The sequence below is a fragment of the Chitinophaga sp. genome (assembly GCF_036566945.1).
Classification (GTDB): Bacteria; Bacteroidota; Bacteroidia; order Chitinophagales; family Chitinophagaceae; genus Chitinophaga.
On the sequence record NZ_DATCVJ010000434.1, the window covers coordinates 1 to 19,483 of the forward strand.

The window sequence follows — 19,483 nt, forward strand, 5'->3', positions numbered from 1 at the left end:
CAGCCTCAGTCTTTAAGTAATGATAATCTGTCCGCCATTGCCGCCGTATCTTTTGAAAAGAAATCGGCCGATCCCATATTCGGTGCCGTATGGATAGATGCAAAGGTGATCACTGACCGGGAAACCAGGCTGGTGACACTACAGGACATCAAGGTATCTAATATAAAGTTTCCCGGAGATGCCGATTCTGCAAAGCTGCGACAGCTGAAAGCACTATTGGAAAGTGAGCTTCCAAAGCATCCGCTGCACATCACACTGGATGATGTGTTGAGCACACTCGCTGAAAATAATCCCAGCGCTGCCAGTGCGGACGGACTGAAAAATGATCCGCCCGAGATTATCTATAAGGAACAAGCCTCCTTGTTGGTAACAATAGATGGGGAACCGAAAATGCAGACCGACAAAACGCTGGGCATGCCCCGTGTGGTGAACTCGCCTTTTGTAATTGTTCAGGAAAAAAGTAATCATCCATATTATTTGTATGCCGGCGGCAGGTGGTTCAGGACGACTTCGCTAACCGGTAGCTGGAGCTATGAAAAGAAGCCCCCTTCTGCTATCAGAAAGGTGGGAGACAAGATTGCCGCTAACAATCACGATACCCCTATTTCCCTCGATTCACTGCCATTGATTGTCGTGAGTACCGTACCGGCCGAGTTAATTCAAAGCTATGGTAAAGCCGTCTTTAATGCCGTTGCCGGCACAGGACTGCTGTACATGGATAATTCTCCCGATAACATTTTTATGGACATTGCTTCGCAGGAATACTATGTGCTGCTTTCCGGCAGATGGTACCTGTCGCGCAGTTTGCAGGGGCCCTGGGACTATGTGACACCGGATAATCTGCCAAAGGACTTTGCAAAGATTCAGGAAGGTACCTCTAAAGATGTGGTCCTCGCCAGCGTACCAGGTACGCCGGCAGCAAGAGAAGCCGTGATGGATGCACAGGTACCACAAACGGCCAAGGTAGACCGTAAGAAGGCAACAACTACCGTCACGTATGATGGAACGCCGAAGTTTGAGGCAGTATCCAATACGGCACTGGAATATGCGGTTAACACCTCTTCCACGGTTTTAAAGGAAGGCGGCGTGTATTATGTGGTAGACAAAGGTGTTTGGTTTACCGGTAATAGTCCTCAGGGCCCCTGGGTAGTAGCTACTACCCGGCCGGCCGACGTAGATAAGATCCCGGCCAATTCACCCGTCTATAATATTAAGTACGTGTACATTTACGATGTAACACCGGACGTAGTGTACATGGGCTACACACCCGGTTATACCGGCTGCTATGTAATGGGACCCACCGTGGTATATGGCACCGGGTATTATTATGCTCCCTGGTATGGCGCTATGTATTATCCGCGCCCGGTTACCTGGGGCTTCGGCATGTCTTATAATCCATGGACTGGCTGGAGCATTGGCTTCGGGGTGAGTGTTGGATTCTTCCATTTTGGCATTGGTTATGGCTTCGGTGGTGGCTGGTGGGGACCTCCCATTTTCCGTCCTCCTTTCTTCTATCCATATGCTCATGTATACGGTCCGCGGCCGGTGGTGATCAATAATATCCACGTCAATAACTTCTACGGTAATCATACTACGAACATTTACAATCGCCGAAATGATGTGGTTACTCATGACCGTAACCTGTCGGGCGCCACACAGGGCCGCATCTCACAACGCACCCAGGGTAATTTATCCGGTGCTACCCAGGGCCGCGTTTCACAACGCACGCAGGGTAATTTGTCCGGCGCTACCCGATCTCCCGCTTCACAACGGATGAATAATCATGTACAAGCCGATCGCAACGGAGATGTATTTCAGCGTAACAACAACGGGAGCTGGCAGCAAAGACAAGGAAATCAATGGCAACCTGTCAATAATGGGGCTAGCCGGCAAAATATGGAACACCAGTTCCAGCAACAACAAAGAGGCTGGCAGCACAACGATAATTTCAGACAATCTTTTCAACGTCCCCAGGGCAACTTCCGCTCCGGCGGAGGATTCCGCGGGAGACATTAAAAACATGGTATATGAGAGTACTATTCTTTTTGATGATGATGATCATATCTGGTATTACTGCCACTGCGCAAACCTTCAGAATGGTAAACGACGTTGCGAATGAGGATCTTGTTACTACCATTTTCGGTAAAACAAAAGTCGCACTCCTCACAGACTACCTGAAGATTTCTGCGATCGAAGAAAATGCTTTTCAAAGTGCGTTGATGGAATATGAAAACGATAAAAGCCCCTGGCTATCGGAGCGCATCGCTTTACTGAAAATGTATAACGCGGAATTTTCTTCGCTCGATAACGCAAAACTGAATACACTGACCAAGCAACTGATCAACAATGACCTGGAGTTTGGCCGGCTGCAAATGCGCTACTTCCGGAAAATGAATAAAGTACTGGGAGCTACCCGCGCCGCACAATTCTTTCAACTGGATAATTACATAGAGCAGTCTACAAGGGTATATATCCAGAAACAATTGCCTTTTATCCAGGAACTGGAATCCGACAAACAGGTGGGTGCGGCGCATTTAAAGCCACTTACGATGCGATAGGCATATATGGACCATGAACCGATCTAAAACAGTGGCATGCATATAAAACTCACCATATTACCCGACAACAAATCACTGGTACTGCTATTATTATTTATAGCTGTCACACTTTCTGTAATGGCCCAGGATACGCTTCCAAAGCCTGCGAAGCGAAAAATCAGTTTACGTGACTCACTGGATCATGCCATTGACTTCAGTGACTACATGATAGACGCCAATGGTTTTATTCCCATACCGATTCTGATCACCGAGCCGGCGCTGGGGATCGGCGGTGCTATTGCACCCGTGCTGCTAACCAAACGGCATCAGCCCGAGAACTACAAAAAACATAAAAACATGGAGCCCATTCCTCCGGACCTGACCGCGGGGCTTGCCTTTTATACGGCTAATAAAAGCTGGGGCGTAGGAGGGGGCAGGAGTGGCAGTTTTATTCGCTGGAGACTCCGGTATAAAATATTTGCCGCCTACACAGATCTTAATCTCAAGTTCTATAAAACCTTGCCCATAAAAGGGGAAACAGAATTTCAGGTAAACCTGAAAAGCATTCCGGTATTTCTACGGCTGCAAAGACAGTTGGGTTATTCGAACTGGCATGCTGGCTTTCAATACATTTTTGTTAAAACAACCGCCAGTTTGGAACATTCCATCCTGCCGGATTCTCTTTTTAAACCCAAGGAAATGGATAACATCAGCAGCATAGCGGGTGTGCTGGTGGAATACGACAAGCGGGATAATACTTTTACACCCTCTAAAGGAACCAAGTTTCATGTCGGGGCTAATTTCTCCAATCATATTTTCGGCAGCGACTTCGACTATACGAACCTGGGCGCCTATGTATATCATTATATCCCTATTGGCAGCAAAAAGAAATGGGTATGCGGCCTTCGGGGGGATATGCAGCAGGTATTGGGCGATATTCCTTTTTATTTTAAGCCCTCTGTTGATTTAAGGGGTATCCCTAAAGGGCGCTATCAGGGAAATGTAACCACGTTGGTGGAAACAGAGCAACGCTGGAATATTGTGCGGCGCTGGAGTGCCGTGTTCTTTACCGGTGTGGCGAAAGCATTTGACGATTATTCTGATTTCGGTTCGTCCTCCTGGGACTATAGTTACGGTACGGGTGTCCGCTACCTGCTGGCCCGGAAATTTGGTTTATACATGGGCGCTGATGTGGCCCGTGGCCCGGAGCAGTGGGGCTTTTATATACAATTTGGCAGCGCCTGGCTGAGATAATGATTTAATATTTTTTATATGCCTTTTTTGACAAGATACACGCTAACGGGATTACTATTATTCATGGGTAGCCATGTAGTGCACGGGCAGGCGTTGATTGCGTTGTTGTTTGGGAAGAAGATCACGAACGACAAGCTCAAGGTAGGCATTATACTGGGCGGCTCTTCCAGCTGGATAGAACATGCTACCGGACAGCAGCCCCGTGTTGGTTTTGCCATCGGTGCATTTACAACATATGATCTTAACAATCCAAAGTGGCAATTAGTCATGGATATTATTATGAAATCGCCCAAAGGCGCCAAGGGCCTCCGGTACGAAAATACATTTATCACGCCGGATGAACCGAAAATGGTGGGTACGGAAATAGATCGTAAGGTGACTTATCTCACGGTGGCGCCATTGATCCGTTATAAATTCACACCGTCTTTCGGACTGGCGGTGGGGCCGCATCTGGGCGCAAGATTGCGGGCTAATGATACGTATGAGTTAGGGATGGATCAGGGTACCCTGTCGTACAAATACAATAGTAAACCAAACACGCATCTGGCAGATGCAGGGGCTACGTTTGATGTACAGTACACGCTGATGAAGGGAAAGGGGGTGCGGCTGAATGCACAATTTAATCTGGGATTTGTAAATTTTTATAAAGATACAGACCTCACCGGGTATAACCGGCAAGTACTGGTAACAGTGGGAATACCTATTGGTGGTGGAAAGTCAAAGTAAATTATATCATATGAAAACAATTGCAATCGGGTTATTATTATTGTGCTGCCTGGGTGCTGTCGCACAAACAGACAGTTTATCACACAAGAAGCACAAGCCTACTCCTCCCTGGTATGTGGATCGGTTCCGCATTTCTGCCGGGTTCTTTATTCCTTTTACGCACACTGATGTCAGTGTAGGGAATACCTCTGGTACGAAAGGAACTAATATTAGTTTTGAAAATACATTAGGGTATGCCAATACTAATTTCACTTTTTTAGGTGATTTTCAGTGGCGTGCCAGCAGGCGCTCACGTTTCGATCTGGCGTATTACCGGGTGGCCAGAAGTGCAGGGCATGTATTGGACAAGGAAATAACATTCGGGGAACATACCTATCCGGTGAATGCGGCCACGAATAGTTATTTTAATACAGACATCTTCCGTTTCTCCTATGGATACGCATTGCTTTGCAAGCCTCGTGCAGAAGCAGGTATCATGATTGGTGCGCACATTGTAAAAGCGGGTGTAGGTTTAGCTGCCGTTACAAATGTGGGTAGTGTGGCGGTTACTGATGATTATGGTTTTACGGCGCCTTTGCCGGACGTTGGTATCTGGGGGGGCTATACGTTTGCTGAACGTTGGGCGGTGACGGCAGAGGTCAGTTATCTGGGGCTCACCGTAGACAATATCAAAGGAAGAATTATCGCAGCCAATGCACAGGTGATGTACCGGATCATACAGCGATTCAGTGTGACTGCTGGTTATACCGGTTTTAATTTTAATGTGGAAGCTACCCGTAAAAACCTGGTAGGGGAACTGGTATGGGGATATAACGGGCCGTCATTAACGGCCACCTGGTCGTTTGGCCACAAGCCATGGTAAATATCTAAATCGATGTATATGCTAAAAAAGAAAATCGCCTTGTCATGGCTGGCTATTGTTATACTGGGATTTTCCCTGTCCGGATGTAAAAGTGATAAAAGCCAGGCGCCTACCGACAAAGAAATTGCGGATGCATATACGTATATGCTTGGGCGTTATATTGTACTCCGACAGGAAAACAATGATATCAATGTAGAAAAAGTGGGCTATAATAAGATAAAATATAATCCACTGGGATCTGCACAATTTGTAAATCCCAATATGGATGTGGCCTACCTGGAGTCGTGGCTGGCTGTAGACAGCACCCACGCGGTGATCTTAAATGTGCCGGAAGTAAAAGGTCGTTACTATACAGCAGAGTTGCTGGACGGTTGGGGTGAGGTGATCACTAATATCAATGAACGTAATTACCCGGATCATCCCTATGGAAAATTTGCTTTGGTGATCAAAGGAACAAACCCTGCCAACGTTGGTGACGCTATGAAAATAGAATTGCCTGCTGCGAAAGCGAAAATGCTCGCCAGGGTGGAGTTGAGGGGTACACCAGACATAGCGGTGAAATTACAACGGCAGTTTACACTGGACGTGCCGGAAGGTATTAAAATAGCACCTCCGCTGGAGGTGCCGGCATTCACCAATGCAAAACTGATTGGCGGAGCCATATTTGATAAGCCGGACGAAGTATTGGCGTCTTATCCGGATGTGATGCCGGACGCCGCGAGGTATCAGGCATTGGTGAAAAAGGTAGCGGCATACCGGCAAACAGGCGATTCAGCCGCCAATAATGTGGAAGATGTGGTCAATGAAAAAGCAATCCCTGCTTTCCTGGCTGGCGCCAAAGGATTTGGCACACAAAAAGGTGGCTGGTCAGTTTCATACGTAACCGGAAAATTCGGGAATGATATCATGGCGAGAGATATCATTGACTACGGTGGCTTATGGGCGAATGTCGCGAGCGACGCGATTTATTTTATCGGACTCACAGATAGTGATCAACAAATACTCAACGGCAGCAGCACTTATGAGATCCGTTTCCCTAAGGGGGAATGGCCGGGATCTGCGGTCAACGCATTCTGGTCGGTGACGCTGTATAGTGTACCTGATTATGGGGTGGTAGCAAATAGTTTAGAGAGATACAGCATCAATAATGTATCGGGTTTAAAACCTAATGCAGATAGTTCCCTGAGCATATGGCTGGCCGCTGCAAAACCGGCAGAAAGCGCTGCGGAGAACTGGCTGCCAACACCCGCAGCCAAAGGGTTTGCACTTACTTTCAGAATGTATGTGCCGAAAAAAGAAGTGTTGGATGGCAGCTGGTTTCCGGCGCCCATAAAAAAGAAGTAAACAAAAGCAACAAGTTAGTGTTTATAGCATTTATACGTCTCTCCTAAGCATCAGCATACAGTAAGCTTTCATCATCATCATCGGTATCATTTTTTCCTGCGCGGAAGAAGTACTGCTATTCATTGCACATACTTAAACAATGGTTGATATGAAATACCTTCCTGATTTTAAACGATTGCTCGTTTATGCCTGCCTGTTAGCTCCGACACTTTTCTCTCACCCGGTGTCAGCACAGAAGAAGCCTAATATCCTGGTCATTTTTGGTGACGATATTGGCTTGTGGAATCTCAGTTATTGGAACAAAGGCATGATGGGTTTTAAAACACCCAACATTGACCGGATCTCCAATGAAGGGGGCACTTTCACGGATTATTACGGACAACAAAGTTGTACCGCCGGCCGGGCTGCCTTTATCACCGGCCAATGTCCGTTCCGTACCGGTTTAACCAAAGTAGGTTTACCCGGTGCTGATGTTGGTCTGCAAAAAGAAGATCCCACTATTGCTGAATTCCTGAAACCATTGGGATATGCCACCGGACAGTTCGGTAAAAACCATCTGGGGGATAAAGATAAGTTCCTGCCCACGGCGCATGGTTTTGATGAATTCTTTGGCAACCTCTACCACCTGAATGCGGAAGAAGAACCAGAGCATGAAGACTATCCCAAAGATCCTGCATTTAAGAAAAGGTTTGGTCCGCGCGGCGTGATCAGATCTACCGCAGATGGTAAAATAGAAGATACGGGCCCATTAACTATTCATAGGATGGAAACAGTAGATCAGGAGTTTTATGATGCGGCCATAGATTTTATGAAAAAACAAAAGCAGGCAGACAAGCCTTTCTTTGTATGGTTCAATGCCACCCGTATGCACGTGAACACGCACCTGAAGCCTGAATCGAAGGGTAAAACCGGATTAGGCTTGCAGGCAGATGGTATGGTGGAACACGATGCGATGGTAGGTGATCTCCTGAAATTCCTGGACGATAATGGGCTTACAGAAAACACCATTGTGATCTACTCTACCGATAACGGCGCGATGAAATGCGAATGGCCTGACGGTGGTGCTTCTCCATTCAAAGGTGAAAAAGATATGAACTGGGAAGGCGCTTTCCGGGTACCCTGCGGCATACGCTGGCCTGGTCATATTAAACCTGGTACTGTATTCAATGATATCTTTTCTGCGGAAGACTGGCTGCCTACGCTCATAGCTGCTGCAGGTGGAGATGCAGATCTTCCCGCCAAAGCAGTGAATGGGGTAACGGCAGGTGCCAAACATTTCAAAGTACATCTGGATGGCTACAACATGCTCCCATATCTCACCGGTCAGGTGAAAGAAGGCCCACGTCACCAGTTCTTTTACTTTAGTGATGATGGCGACCTGATGGCCTATAGAAGGGATCGGTGGAAGTTTAACTACATGACGCAGGATGCAAAAGGAATGTCCGTATGGCGTGAACCAATGGATGCGCTCCGGGCACCACTCCTGGAAGATCTCCGGGCTGATCCATTTGAATATGCACATGATCACGCTACCTCTTACTACGAAAAATGGTTTATAGACCGTGCCTTCCTGATCCTGCCTTCGGCGGAGGAAGTAGGTGCTTATCTGGCTACCTATAAACAATTTCCTCCCCGTCAGAAACCAGCCAGTTTCAATGTGGAAGAATTTACCAATGCTTTGAAAGCAGGAATTAAATAATTGTGTTGTTTTTTAATGCTGAAAAGAGGTTGTTCCTGTGAAAGGACAACCTCTTTAATTACTGCTCATATGACTACATTAGAACAGGTTAAAACACTCAGACAACGTATAGGCGAGGACGTGATTGGTCAGCAGGATGTGATTGACAAGATCCTCATCGGCTTACTGACAGATGGCAACGTGCTGCTGGAAGGCTTGCCGGGACTGGCAAAAACCAGGGCCGTAAAAAGTTTGGCAAAGCACCTGGACTGTAAACTTAATCGTATTCAGTTTACACCAGATCTGTTGCCCGCCGATGTAACCGGTACGGAAATTTATCAGCCACAATCCGAAGAGAAATTTATTTTCCAGCCCGGACCCATCTTCAGTAACCTGGTACTGGCAGATGAAATTAACAGGGCCCCGGCGAAAGTGCAATCCGCCCTGCTGGAAGCCATGGAAGAAAGACAGGTATCCGTAGCCGGAAAAACACATCAGATGGAACCCTTGTTTATGGTACTGGCTACCCAGAACCCCATAGAACAGGAAGGTACCTATCCATTACCGGAAGCGCAGCTGGATCGCTTTGTGATTAAAATAAATATCACCTATCCCGACAAGGAAAGTGAAATCGGTATCGTGAAACTGGTAAGGGAGGAAACGAAGAGTAAGCCGGCGCCTTCAGCCGGAATTCCGCAACAGGTCATATTCGATGCCCGTAAAGAAATTAATGAAGTGAAAGTAGCAGATGGCGCGGCCAACTACATCGCAGACATAGTAGACGGTACCCGTTATCCGGAAAAACTGACGAAGGAGCTGGCACAGTGGCTGAGCTACGGCGCCAGTCCCCGCGCCAGCATTAGCCTGGATCGCTGCGCCCGTGCAGTGGCCTGGCTGGATGGCCGCGATTATGTAACGCCGGACGATATACGTTTTATTGTACATGATGTACTCCGTCACCGCATTATTCTCAGCTATGAAGCCAATGTAGCCCGCATGAATGCTGATAAAGTAATTGATGAATTATTAAAAGTGATTGCCGTACCATAATGGGAAAAAACAAACATACCACGCAGACATATCCTCCCGGTGTAGTGATTACACTGGAAGAGCTGATGCGTTATGAATATTACGTACAGGATATCCCGTTATTGCCGCAACATCCGGTGTATACCATACTGGCGGGACGGCATGCTTCCAAATTGAGAGGCCGGGGACTGGATTTTGAAGAAGTACGTATATACGTGCCTGGTGATGATATCCGTAACATCGACTGGAAAGTGACGGCGAGAACAGCTGAAACACATTCCAAAGTTTTTAACGAAGAAAAGGAACGCCCGACTTTTGTGGTAGTAGACCAGAGCACCCGGTTATTTTTCGGATCGCAGCTACTGGTAAAATCGGTAGTGGCCGCGCAGGTGGCAGCACTCAGCGCCTTTTATACGGTTCGTCGGGGCGACAGGGTAGGAGGTATTGTTTTTAATGAAGAACGGAATGATTTTATTTCACCTGCCAGAAGTAAATCGCATGTACAACATTTACTCACCCGTATAGCAGACATGAATGCACAGTTACCCACGCGTACGCATATACGACAAGACCCCGATGTGCTAAATGAAATACTGCACAAAACGGGTACGTTGGTAACGCATGATTATGTAGTGACAGTGATCAGTGATTTTTCCCTTGCCAATGAAGATACTTTCCGTTACCTGGAGCATATCGCCGCACACAATGATGTGATGCTGGTGCATATCACGGACCCGATGGAGGCCGCACTGCCGGATGGCAGTCTGGTGCTTAGTGATGGCTTCCGGCAGGTATTATGGGATAATAGTACCCGGCATAACGGTGAACGGTATACGGAAGATTTTGAAAAGATGAAAAGTGCGTTGACGGAGCGATGCAGAAACTATCGTATCCCCGTCATTTTTATAGATACCGGTGCGGAAGTCAGCAGTCAGCTCATGCATTTCTTCGGTAAAACCAATCAATGAACGAGTATGCAACAACCAGCTACACAACAATATGGAGACCTGATGGAGCCGAAGCCGGTGCCTTTTAGTTTTAGTGCGCCCGGTTGGTATGTGCTGGATGTGTTGTTACTGATAGCACTGTTGTTACTGATCTTTGGCTATATCAGATACTATCACCGCAACCGCTACCGGCGCGAGGCTTTACAATGGCTGGATCAGCGGGGCGGGGAAGATCATGTGAAACAGCTGTATGCGGCAGATATGTTGATGAAGCGGGTAGCCATGCACGTATATGGCCCGGAGGCAGTCGCTACATTACAAGGTACGGAGTGGATCAACTTTCTTAACAAGTGTAACCGCCGTACTTATAGTTTTTCGGAAGATGACAGCCGTTTGTTGTTTGACGCATTTTACCGGAACCCGCAAGCGGTCAGTGAAGCAGCTACCACTACTTTTATTTCAAAAACCAGGAACTGGATACGACATCATCACCATGGACTTCGAAATCGCACATAAATGGGTCGCATTTTTACTGCCTTTACCTTTGCTGGTATATTGGCTGCTGCCGCCATTGCGGCGGCGGCGGGCGGCGTTAATAGCACCGTTTTTTCAAAGAGCGGCGCAGGTTGCCGGTGTTCGGCCGCGTAAAAATGCCTGGGTAACCCGTAAGAACATTTTTATGTACGGGGTACTCATCTTATGCTGGATATGCATGTTGGCAGCGGCTTCCTCTCCGCGTTTTGTCAGCAAACCAGGCAAGCGTCCTAAAACTGTCAGAAGTTTTTTGATAGCAGCAGATATTTCCTTTAGTATGGCGCAAACCGATTGGGTAGTTAACGGCAGGCGGATGAGTCGCTGGGACGCAGTGATATCGTTGATGAAAGATTTTATTGCCAAAAGAAAAAGTGATCAGATGGGATTGGTGGTATTTGGCAGCAATGCGTATATACAGGCGCCGCTCACTACAGATCTGCCGATGATCAACTGGCTGCTGGATCAAACAGAAGTAGGCATGGCAGGACAAATGACCAATATCGGTGATGCCATTGCCTACAGCGTGAAAATCCTGAAGGAGGATACGCTGCAGCAAAAAGTAATGTTGCTGATCACCGACGGCGTAGATACCGGCGTAGACTTGTTGCCACTGGATGCCGCTAAGATGGCGGGTAAAGATTCCATTACCATTTATACCATGGGCATCGGAAAGGCTTCCGGCAACGGAGGCTATGATCTCGATGAACCTACCCTGAAAGCGATAGCGGCCACCACTGGCGGCCGCTATTTCAATGCCATGAATGAAAAAGACCTCAGCGGCGTTTACAAGGCGCTGGACGAGCTGGCGCCGGTAGTATACCAGGAAGAAAGTTTTGAGCCGGTAACGCTGCTCTATTATTATCCACTGGCAGCAGGAGTGATCCTGGCATTGGTATTCCAGTTGATCAGCGGCAGCTGGCGTTTCACCCGCAAAATGATACAACATGCTTGAGGCGATGGAAAATATTAACTGGCGGATCGACTGGCAGCAGTTTCATTTTCTGCGGCCAATGGCTTTATATTTATTTATTCCGTTAGTGTTAACCGTACTTATTTTGCTGGCAGGCAACAGGGAGCCGCAACGCTGGAAGCATATGATTGCGCCAGTGTTGCGTCCCTATCTTTTTACGGAAGGCAATCGCTGGTCGCTGCTGTTGCCACTGGTGTTTTTTATACTGGGTAGCAGTGCCGCCATTATTGGTACAGCGGGGCCTGCGTGGAACAAAACCATTGTACCGGGGCAGAAAGTGCAGGCGGTAGTACTGATCGCCATGGACCTTTCGGCTTCCATGAATGCCACGGATATTCAACCCACCCGCCTGGAAAGGGCCAAGCTAAAATTGAGCGATTTCCTCGATGCAAAGCCGGGAGCCAAAGCAGGCTTGCTGGCGTTTGCAGGTACCCCCCACCTGGTGATGCCTTTCACCAGCGATGCCAAGCTGATTCAACTACAGGCCAGTGCTTTAAATGCGAAAGAAATGCCGGTGCCCGGAACCAATACGGCACTACTCCTCAAATATGTGGATACGCTCATGAACCCGGTGCTGGCGCCCAGCACTGTATTACTAATGACAGATGAAGTGACGGCTGCCGATGCCGCATTGTATACCAATTACGTGAACAGCAGTATTCATCATATGGAAATTCTGCTGATGTCGTCGCCGGCAGGCGCCCCGGTACCTGGGTTTGCCAAGGTGGTTTCCCGGCAGGACGATGGCGTATTACAATCACTGGCCACCAATCCCCGCATTACCGTTAACCACCTCACCCTGGATACCACCGATGTAGGTGCCATTGCTACCCGCATCCGGAAACATCTCATCTTCGAAAAAGATAAAAAAGCAGACGATAAAGCCTGGGACGATATGGGATACCTGGTGATCATTCCTGTAGGGTTGCTGGTGCTGCTATGGTTCCGGAAGGGCTGGGCCATACAATGGTGCCTTATTCCTTTGTTATGGCTGCTGGGGAGCTGTAGTGTGAACAGCCGGCAGGCTAACTGGTGGTATACGAAAGATTACCAGGGGCAGGTACTTTACAAATCCGGCGATTATAAAGCCGCGGAAGAGCGGTTTGACGATATTCCCCATAAGGCTGCCGCTGCATTCAAAGCGGGAGATTACGATGCTGCTGCGGCGTTGTTTGCGCTGGATAGCACCGCGACGGGACAATATAACCTCGGACTTTCTCTGGCAAAAGCAGGGCATTTTGAAGATGCTATGGCTGCCTTTGCGAAAGCCGGAGAAATGAATCCGGAACTGGAAAAGCAGGCGGCGCTGAGCATGAACAAAGTCAGCAAAGCTAAAAACCAGGTAGATTCTGTTGAGAATGTAGAGAAGAAAAAAGACACCAAGTTAAAAGAAGACCCCAAAAATGGGCCGCTGAAAGAACGGAAACGCACCGAAGCAGATCCCAAACTATCTGCGGATAACCAGGTGAAAGATATGCCTAAAACAGGCGACAGACGTACCGATGAAGCCAAGTCCAATATTCACAAGGCGCAGGAGGCAGAGGGTGGTCCTTCGAAAAATGATACTACCGCGAGCAACAATGAGGCGATGAAGAATATTATTCTCCGCCGGCCACCGGCCGACCCCGGAGAATTTTTACATAAAAGATTTGAACTGCAGCGGAAGCGGTATTATCAACAGGTAAAGCCCGGCACGCAGCAGTGGTAACAGGTTGGTAACGAAAAATAGTTTTTTTTTAAACAACAACAATGGTAAAACAGCTCATAACGGTCATGTATATACTATTTTTTACCGGCGCGGCACATGCGCAGGTAAAATGCTTTGCCAAAGTGGAGCTGGACAGGTCCAATGTGTATATACAACAGCCCTTTAAAGTGACGTTTACGGTACTCACCGCTACCTGGTATACGCAGGCACTGGAGTTTGATAATATACAGATCCCTGCTGCCTTTGTGATGCCCTTTACCAAAGCACAACCCGGCAGATTTACAGACAATGGGGTGGAATATTCCGGTATACAGTTTTATTATATTGTGTTCCCTTACCAGGCAGGGGTATTCAGTGTGCCATCCATTACTATAAAAGCGGAAACACCTCCGGAAGGGAGTGCGGTCAGCGCCAAAGTAACGCTGCATACCACGCCGGTTTCCTTTGTGGTGAAGCCGGTGCCCAGGAGTTTTCCTGCCGGGGAAGAGTGGCTGGTAGCCCGGGATGTGCTACTCACGTCGCATTGGAATAAATCATTGTCGAATCTGAAAGTTGGAGATGTAATTGAACGCACGCTGACTATTGATGCCACCGGTACGTTGCCTCAGTTCATTCCACCTATAAAAGACCCCAAAGTTTCCTGGGCGGAAGTGTATCCGGGCAAAGTAAGTCTGAAGGATACGCGGGATGAGTACAACGCCAATGGAGAAAGGGTACAGGTTTCTTCCTGGTTGCTGACGGCGGCAGGCGAATTTGAGCTGCCAGCCGAAGCCCTGTCCTGGTGGAACCCCTATGCCGCGAGGATGTACACCCGCAGTATTCCAGCGGTAAAACTAAGCGTGGCGCCTAATCCCGGACTGGGTATGCTGACCACCCTGAAGGATAGTCTGGCTAAAGCTGCCGTCCCTACCTCCGGCGCAAAGAAAGGTCCGCTCCTGATCGCGGGCATGATCTGGTATAAGGCCCTGGCGTTCGGAGTAGCCGGATTGCTATTGTTGTGGCTTTTAATAAAAGCAGCGTTGTCTCTCTCTAAAAAAATAAGCAAAGCCCGGAAAGATTACCTGCAAAGTGAAACCTATTGGTTCCGGCGATTGATGAAGGCCTCCGCAGATAACGGCAATGTATCTACGCAGGTGTATCAGTGGTGGGACAGGTGGCCGACGGCGCCTAAATATCCGGCGGTAGCTGCCACGCTGAAAGAACAGCAGGAAGATCTGGCAGCCACAGAATGGGCCAGCTATGAAGCCGGGGTATATGGGCAGGGAAGTATCCCCCAAAGTGAGGTGGATAAGTTAAAACAGCAACTCAAACAGTACCGGAGGAGGAACAAACGTAGGCGCAACGCGGCGCATGCCCTCCCATTGCAATGGAAAAGGGAACCCGTCACAAAAAATTAAAATGTTCTTTTCAAACCTTTTTGTTTTTGCCGGTGTTAACTAAGAAACAGGCTTCTGTAGGGGCTGTTTTTCAGTACCACGTAAATGCGATCTATTGTAATATTGGCCACGCGCCGCTTTTGATACAGCACCCGCTGTATTCCTTAGCATATCAAAGAAGTATCATCATCATCCTGTAGAAATGACGCCATTTCAGTTTAAAACATTTAAACTGAAGCGGTATGCTATGACATGCTAAAATCATCAGCTTCCCATGCAACAATATTTTTTCATCATAAGGTTTAACGGATACAATAGTTGGCAAAACCTATGGAGCCGGCAGGGAGTTCTCTCCCTGCCATTCATACTTAAACTGCAGCGTCCATGTTGAAATTATCTTTCATATCAGGGTTATTAGTCTTGCTGCAAACGACAGCGATGGCGCAGGCGGGCGCCGGTATGAAGCTGGGCGATGCGCATAAGGAATATGAAGACAGTATTGCCCGGGCAGGGTATCCCTATCGGTTTCCGATACTGGGCAAAAAGGTCACGGCCAAAGGATTTAGCTTGCAGTACCCTGTAGGCGCCATGCTGAACCTCAATAACACCAGTCAGCTGGTGAATATTACAGATCTTAAAGTTGGGTTTAATGATATAGACCCGGTACCACTGGACTTCGTAAAATTCGGGGAAGTAAAAGCCACCATGCAAAGCGTCACCACCCGTGTGGATTTGTGGGTACTTCCCTTTGTAGATCTTTATGGAATTGCAGGGCTGGTGCAGGCGAAAACAAATGTCAGTATTGTTTCACCTTTCCAGTTTTCCAGTGAAGCAGATTTTAAAGGATATGTAATGGGGCTGGGAACTACCCTGGCCGGGGGGTATCACGGCATCATTACCATTACTGACATTAATTATACCTGGACGCATATGGATAAGTTGGATGATGTGGTAAAGGCATTGATGGTGACGCCGAGGTTAGGATATAATTTTAACTTTAAAGAGCGGCCTAATAAATCTGTGGCATTGTGGGTGGGAACTTCAGGCTTTTATGTGAATCATGGAACGTCGGGTTCCATTGATTTGTCGGATCTGGGGCCTCAAATGAGCAAGGATCAGGCAGAAAAAATTGTGGCTGAAACAGAGCAGTGGTACCAGGGCTTGACAAAGCCACAGCAGGTAGTGGTAAAAAGAGTAGCACAGAGCATATTGAATAAATTAAATAATATCCCGGATGACATCACCGTGAATTATTCCCTGAAGAAAACGCCGACTTCCCACTGGAGTTTACTGGTAGGTGGTCAATACCAATTTAATAAAAGATGGCAGGTAAGATCGGAAGTAGGATTTCTGGGCGGACGGTCTTCTGTTTTAATATCCGGTAACTACAGGTGGCGTTGGTGAAAAAAATATCGGTGCTGCTATTGTTCGCTGGCTGTTGTATGCTAACACCGGCAGCCTTATATGCACAGATAATAAAACCGGATGTGACCGATGTTATTGAGTTCATGGATGGAGAAAAGATAATAGGGAAAGTGAAAAAAATACAACGGGGTGTGCTGACGCTGGACCCGGATAAACTGGAAGATAACGTAACTATTAAGCTAAGAAATATAAAATCGATCACTGCCCGCAGGAAATTGTATCTGATAGAAAGTATCGCTAATAAAAAGTACTACGGAATATTGGAACCCGGTCGGGGAGCAGGCTGGGTAAAGATTATAGAAGGACACGATACGACAGAATTATTCATTGAAGACCTGGATAATATTGAGAACCTGGATGAAAATTTTCTGAAGCGGCTGGATGGTTCGGCGAGTCTTGGTTTTTCGTACTCCCGTTCCAGTAATATAGGGCGTATCAATGAGAGTCACAATATGACCTACAGTACGCGCAAGTGGCTTTTTCTTACGTCGGGCGACCTGATGTATACACTGGATAATGAATTTAAAGGAATAGAGAAGGCAGATCTGGCAGTACAGGCTTACATCGAATTCTGGAAAAAATGGTTTGCGCTTTCTTCGGCTCAGTTTCAGCGTAGTACAGAGTTAGGGTTAAGTGCGCGTTTGCAGCTGGCAGAGGGAGCAGGGCCTATCCTGATTAAAAACAGGCGGAATGATCTGAGAGTCGCAACGGGTATTTCTATTCAACGGGAGTACAGTACAGATAGTACAAAATCAAGTAACTCCTATTCTACGGAAATACCACTGTTTGCCAATTATTATCTGTACAAGTTAGGTACACCCGAGCTGACGTTGCAGGCTACCAATTCATTGTTCTTTAGTTTGTCGCAGGGAGGCCGCTGGCGTATGGATCAGAATATAACGCTGTATTGGAAAATTGTGACGCATTTGAATTTAAACGTACAGTTCTATTTCGATTTTGATAGTAAGCCGGCGAGTGCAACGGCACAGAAAACGGATTTTGGTACCGTATTCAGCATCGGTTATTCGTGGTAGCATCGTCCATCCTGATCAGTAGTAACGGGTGAAGAAAGAAAAAAAGTTTTTTACAACCTCACATAAAATGAACATCATGAAAAGTTTGATCCTCTGTTCTGCAGTCGCTCTATTACTGTTCACAGCCTGCGGACCTACGCTGAAAGTAACGTCTGACGTAAACAAGCAGGCTAATTTCACGGGCTATAAAACGTTTGCCCTGTATAATCCTGCCGGCCAGAAAAGTCCGGTTAGTGAGTTAAACAGAAATCGTATAGACCAGGGCGTTATAGCCGCTATGGTTGCCAAGGGCTATACACAGGCAGATACGTCTACTGCCGATCTGTTGGTAAATCCGATTACCATTGCCAAGCAAGGTCAGAATGTAACAGCTAATACCGATTCTTACGGTTATGGCGGTTTCTACAGACCTTATTATTGGGGTGGTGGCATGGGAATGAATTCCAGCACGACTACTTTTTCTGTAGACAAATACATTGATGGTTCCGTGATCATTGATGTGATTGACCGTGAAAAAAGGAATCTGCTGTGGCAAGGTGTCGGCAACAGCCAGATCGATGGTCCTATCAAAGATCCGGATACTAAAATACCTGCAGCCATGACGAAGATAATGGCCAGTTTCCCGGCTAAGATGTAAGGTGTTCAGATAAAATAATCACTATGATAACAACCGGTAGCAGCCGTCATTTCCGGAGATGGATTGTGTTATCTGTAATATTGATCTTTTCCCTCCGTTTGCAGGCGCAGGAGGACCCTTTACCGTCCTGGAACAACGGGACGGTAAAGCAGTCTGTTATCAGTTTTGTGAAGGATGTTACCAATGAAGGATCTGATAAGTTTGTGCCGATAGAAGATCGTATTGCTACATTCGATAATGATGGAACATTATGGGCAGAGAAGCCTGTTATACAGGCTCTTTTTGCCATGTTCCGTGTGCATCGTATGGTAGCCGCCAATCCTGCGCTGAAGAACAAAGAACCCTTTAAAGCTGTTATGGAAAATGATAAATCTTATTTCGCCAAAGCAGGAGAAAAGGGGTTGCTGGAACTGGTAGACATCACGCATACCGGGATGACAGCTCCGGAATTTGAAAAAGAGGTCAGGCTATTTTTTGAAACGGTGAAACATCCGTCTCTGGGCGTGCCGCTGGCCAAGGTGTTGTATCAGCCTCAGCTGGAACTATTGAACTACCTGCGCATGAATGGGTTCAAAACATTTATCTGTTCAGGTGGCACCGTGGATTTCATGCGGGTGATCAGCCGGTCGTATTATGGCATTCCCCCGGAACAGGTGATAGGAACGGAGTTTAAGTATCGTTATGTGGACAGTGCCGGTGTGAATGACATCTACCGGATGTCCGGTATCCGGACGTTTAACGACAAACAGGAGAAACCGGTCAGTATCCAGTATCACATTGGCAAAAGACCGATACTGGCTTGCGGGAATGAAGGCGGCGAAGGCGATGTGTATATGTTGCGTTTTTGCCAGGGCAGTAGCTATCCTTCCCTGCAGTTGCTGGTGAATCATGATGATGGCCAACGTGAATTTCAGTATGAAGAGAAAAGTAATAAGTCGCTGAATATGGCAGCTCAGTATCATTGGCAGGTCATCAGCATGAAAAACGATTGGAAAACGATTTTTAATAAATAAGCTGCCAGTTTTTGTCATCAGTAAAACCTATTTGAAATGATCATTAAAAGCAGGGTTTTGTCGCTTGGATTATTACTATTGGCTTGCAATCAACCACCTGCCAAAAATGTGGCAGATAACGTGGGCAAGGCCGCCTGTTGTGCCGTTCCATCGCGGTTTGCGGCAAAAGGAGCAGAGGGGTCAGATAAAGAGCCGGAGAATATGATATGGTTGTCCGGCGGAGAGTTTATGATGGGAACCGATGAAAAAGAAGCTTATGAAGCAGAGAAACCGGCCCATCGCGTGAAAGTGGATGGATTCTGGATAGATAAAACGGAAGTGACCAATGAAGAATTTAAAGCCTTTGTAGATGCCACCGGCTATATCACCGTGGCAGAAAGAAAGCCTTTATGGGAAGATATTCGTAAAC

The 19,483-nt window shown here is 47.3% G+C and carries 18 protein-coding genes; all 18 read left to right on the plus strand.

Translation table 11 applies throughout. The features are described from left to right. Positions 1–2,016, plus strand: a 2,016-nt coding sequence (locus VIP81_RS13090; RefSeq protein WP_331961102.1) for a hypothetical protein, incomplete at its 5' end; no start/stop codon positions are given. Positions 2,017–2,027: 11 nt separating this feature from the next. Continuing rightward, positions 2,028–2,558 (plus strand): hypothetical protein, encoded by a 531-nt coding sequence (locus VIP81_RS13095; RefSeq protein WP_331961105.1) that lies wholly within the window; start codon positions 2,028–2,030, stop codon positions 2,556–2,558. Positions 2,559–2,594: 36 nt separating this feature from the next. Then, the gene (locus tag VIP81_RS13100; RefSeq protein ID WP_331961108.1) at positions 2,595–3,791 is read left to right on the plus strand and encodes a BamA/TamA family outer membrane protein; all 1,197 of its coding nucleotides are present in this window, start codon (positions 2,595–2,597) and stop codon (positions 3,789–3,791) included. Positions 3,792–3,809: 18 nt separating this feature from the next. After that, positions 3,810–4,517: an outer membrane beta-barrel protein gene (locus VIP81_RS13105; RefSeq protein WP_331961110.1), complete on the plus strand. Its 708-nt coding sequence runs from the start codon at positions 3,810–3,812 to the stop codon at positions 4,515–4,517. Positions 4,518–4,527: 10 nt separating this feature from the next. Further along, entirely contained in the window at positions 4,528–5,379 is an 852-nt protein-coding gene (locus VIP81_RS13110; protein WP_331961112.1) for a hypothetical protein, read from the plus strand. An 18-nt stretch (positions 5,380–5,397) separates the two neighbouring features. Then, the gene (locus VIP81_RS13115; protein ID WP_331961114.1) at positions 5,398–6,723 is read left to right on the plus strand and encodes a DUF1214 domain-containing protein; all 1,326 of its coding nucleotides are present in this window, start codon (positions 5,398–5,400) and stop codon (positions 6,721–6,723) included. Between the two features lie 148 nt (positions 6,724–6,871). After that, positions 6,872–8,422: an arylsulfatase gene (locus VIP81_RS13120; protein ID WP_331961117.1), complete on the plus strand. Its 1,551-nt coding sequence runs from the start codon at positions 6,872–6,874 to the stop codon at positions 8,420–8,422. 69 nt (positions 8,423–8,491) lie between these two features. Continuing rightward, complete coding sequence (locus tag VIP81_RS13125; protein WP_331961120.1) at positions 8,492–9,451, plus strand: MoxR family ATPase; 960 nt, start codon at positions 8,492–8,494, stop codon at positions 9,449–9,451. Continuing rightward, positions 9,451–10,398, plus strand: a complete 948-nt coding sequence (locus VIP81_RS13130) for a DUF58 domain-containing protein (RefSeq protein WP_331961123.1) — start codon at positions 9,451–9,453, stop codon at positions 10,396–10,398. The genes VIP81_RS13125 and VIP81_RS13130 overlap by 1 nt, the downstream gene beginning before the upstream one ends. Before the next feature lie 6 nt (positions 10,399–10,404). Next, the gene (locus VIP81_RS13135) at positions 10,405–10,893 is read left to right on the plus strand and encodes a DUF4381 domain-containing protein (RefSeq protein WP_331961126.1); all 489 of its coding nucleotides are present in this window, start codon (positions 10,405–10,407) and stop codon (positions 10,891–10,893) included. Next, positions 10,871–11,863: a VWA domain-containing protein gene (locus VIP81_RS13140; protein WP_331961129.1), complete on the plus strand. Its 993-nt coding sequence runs from the start codon at positions 10,871–10,873 to the stop codon at positions 11,861–11,863. The genes VIP81_RS13135 and VIP81_RS13140 overlap by 23 nt, the downstream gene beginning before the upstream one ends. Continuing rightward, on the plus strand, positions 11,856–13,589 hold the full coding sequence (locus VIP81_RS13145; RefSeq protein ID WP_331961132.1) for a VWA domain-containing protein: 1,734 nt from the start codon (positions 11,856–11,858) through the stop codon (positions 13,587–13,589). The genes VIP81_RS13140 and VIP81_RS13145 overlap by 8 nt, the downstream gene beginning before the upstream one ends. A gap of 65 nt (positions 13,590–13,654) precedes the next feature. Continuing rightward, positions 13,655–14,986: a BatD family protein gene (locus tag VIP81_RS13150; RefSeq protein ID WP_331961135.1), complete on the plus strand. Its 1,332-nt coding sequence runs from the start codon at positions 13,655–13,657 to the stop codon at positions 14,984–14,986. A 363-nt stretch (positions 14,987–15,349) separates the two neighbouring features. After that, positions 15,350–16,369: a hypothetical protein gene (locus tag VIP81_RS13155; RefSeq protein WP_331961138.1), complete on the plus strand. Its 1,020-nt coding sequence runs from the start codon at positions 15,350–15,352 to the stop codon at positions 16,367–16,369. Then, positions 16,366–17,424, plus strand: coding sequence for a DUF481 domain-containing protein (locus VIP81_RS13160; protein WP_331961141.1), 1,059 nt, complete (start codon positions 16,366–16,368; stop codon positions 17,422–17,424). The genes VIP81_RS13155 and VIP81_RS13160 overlap by 4 nt, the downstream gene beginning before the upstream one ends. Before the next feature lie 76 nt (positions 17,425–17,500). Continuing rightward, the gene (locus tag VIP81_RS13165; protein ID WP_331961144.1) at positions 17,501–18,061 is read left to right on the plus strand and encodes a DUF4136 domain-containing protein; all 561 of its coding nucleotides are present in this window, start codon (positions 17,501–17,503) and stop codon (positions 18,059–18,061) included. 23 nt (positions 18,062–18,084) lie between these two features. Continuing rightward, positions 18,085–19,074 carry an HAD family hydrolase gene (locus VIP81_RS13170; protein ID WP_331961147.1) on the plus strand — a complete coding sequence of 330 codons (990 nt, stop codon included), beginning with the start codon at positions 18,085–18,087 and terminating at the stop codon, positions 19,072–19,074. A 36-nt stretch (positions 19,075–19,110) separates the two neighbouring features. Continuing rightward, positions 19,111–19,483 (plus strand): formylglycine-generating enzyme family protein (locus VIP81_RS13175; RefSeq protein ID WP_331961150.1); only part of this gene is annotated, 373 nt, incomplete at its 3' end.

Coding starts and splice junctions, on each gene's coding strand:
- VIP81_RS13125 (WP_331961120.1), top strand. CDS start 8,492: ATGACTACATTAGAACAGGTTAAAACACTCAGACAACGTATAGGCGAG.
- VIP81_RS13170 (WP_331961147.1), top strand. CDS start 18,085: ATGATAACAACCGGTAGCAGCCGTCATTTCCGGAGATGGATTGTGTTA.
- VIP81_RS13165 (WP_331961144.1), top strand. CDS start 17,501: ATGAAAAGTTTGATCCTCTGTTCTGCAGTCGCTCTATTACTGTTCACA.
- VIP81_RS13105 (WP_331961110.1), top strand. CDS start 3,810: ATGCCTTTTTTGACAAGATACACGCTAACGGGATTACTATTATTCATG.
- VIP81_RS13135 (WP_331961126.1), top strand. CDS start 10,405: ATGCAACAACCAGCTACACAACAATATGGAGACCTGATGGAGCCGAAG.
- VIP81_RS13095 (WP_331961105.1), top strand. CDS start 2,028: ATGAGAGTACTATTCTTTTTGATGATGATGATCATATCTGGTATTACT.
- VIP81_RS13110 (WP_331961112.1), top strand. CDS start 4,528: ATGAAAACAATTGCAATCGGGTTATTATTATTGTGCTGCCTGGGTGCT.
- VIP81_RS13145 (WP_331961132.1), top strand. CDS start 11,856: ATGCTTGAGGCGATGGAAAATATTAACTGGCGGATCGACTGGCAGCAG.
- VIP81_RS13100 (WP_331961108.1), top strand. CDS start 2,595: ATGCATATAAAACTCACCATATTACCCGACAACAAATCACTGGTACTG.
- VIP81_RS13155 (WP_331961138.1), top strand. CDS start 15,350: ATGTTGAAATTATCTTTCATATCAGGGTTATTAGTCTTGCTGCAAACG.
- VIP81_RS13130 (WP_331961123.1), top strand. CDS start 9,451: ATGGGAAAAAACAAACATACCACGCAGACATATCCTCCCGGTGTAGTG.
- VIP81_RS13115 (WP_331961114.1), top strand. CDS start 5,398: ATGCTAAAAAAGAAAATCGCCTTGTCATGGCTGGCTATTGTTATACTG.
- VIP81_RS13150 (WP_331961135.1), top strand. CDS start 13,655: ATGTATATACTATTTTTTACCGGCGCGGCACATGCGCAGGTAAAATGC.
- VIP81_RS13140 (WP_331961129.1), top strand. CDS start 10,871: ATGGACTTCGAAATCGCACATAAATGGGTCGCATTTTTACTGCCTTTA.
- VIP81_RS13120 (WP_331961117.1), top strand. CDS start 6,872: ATGAAATACCTTCCTGATTTTAAACGATTGCTCGTTTATGCCTGCCTG.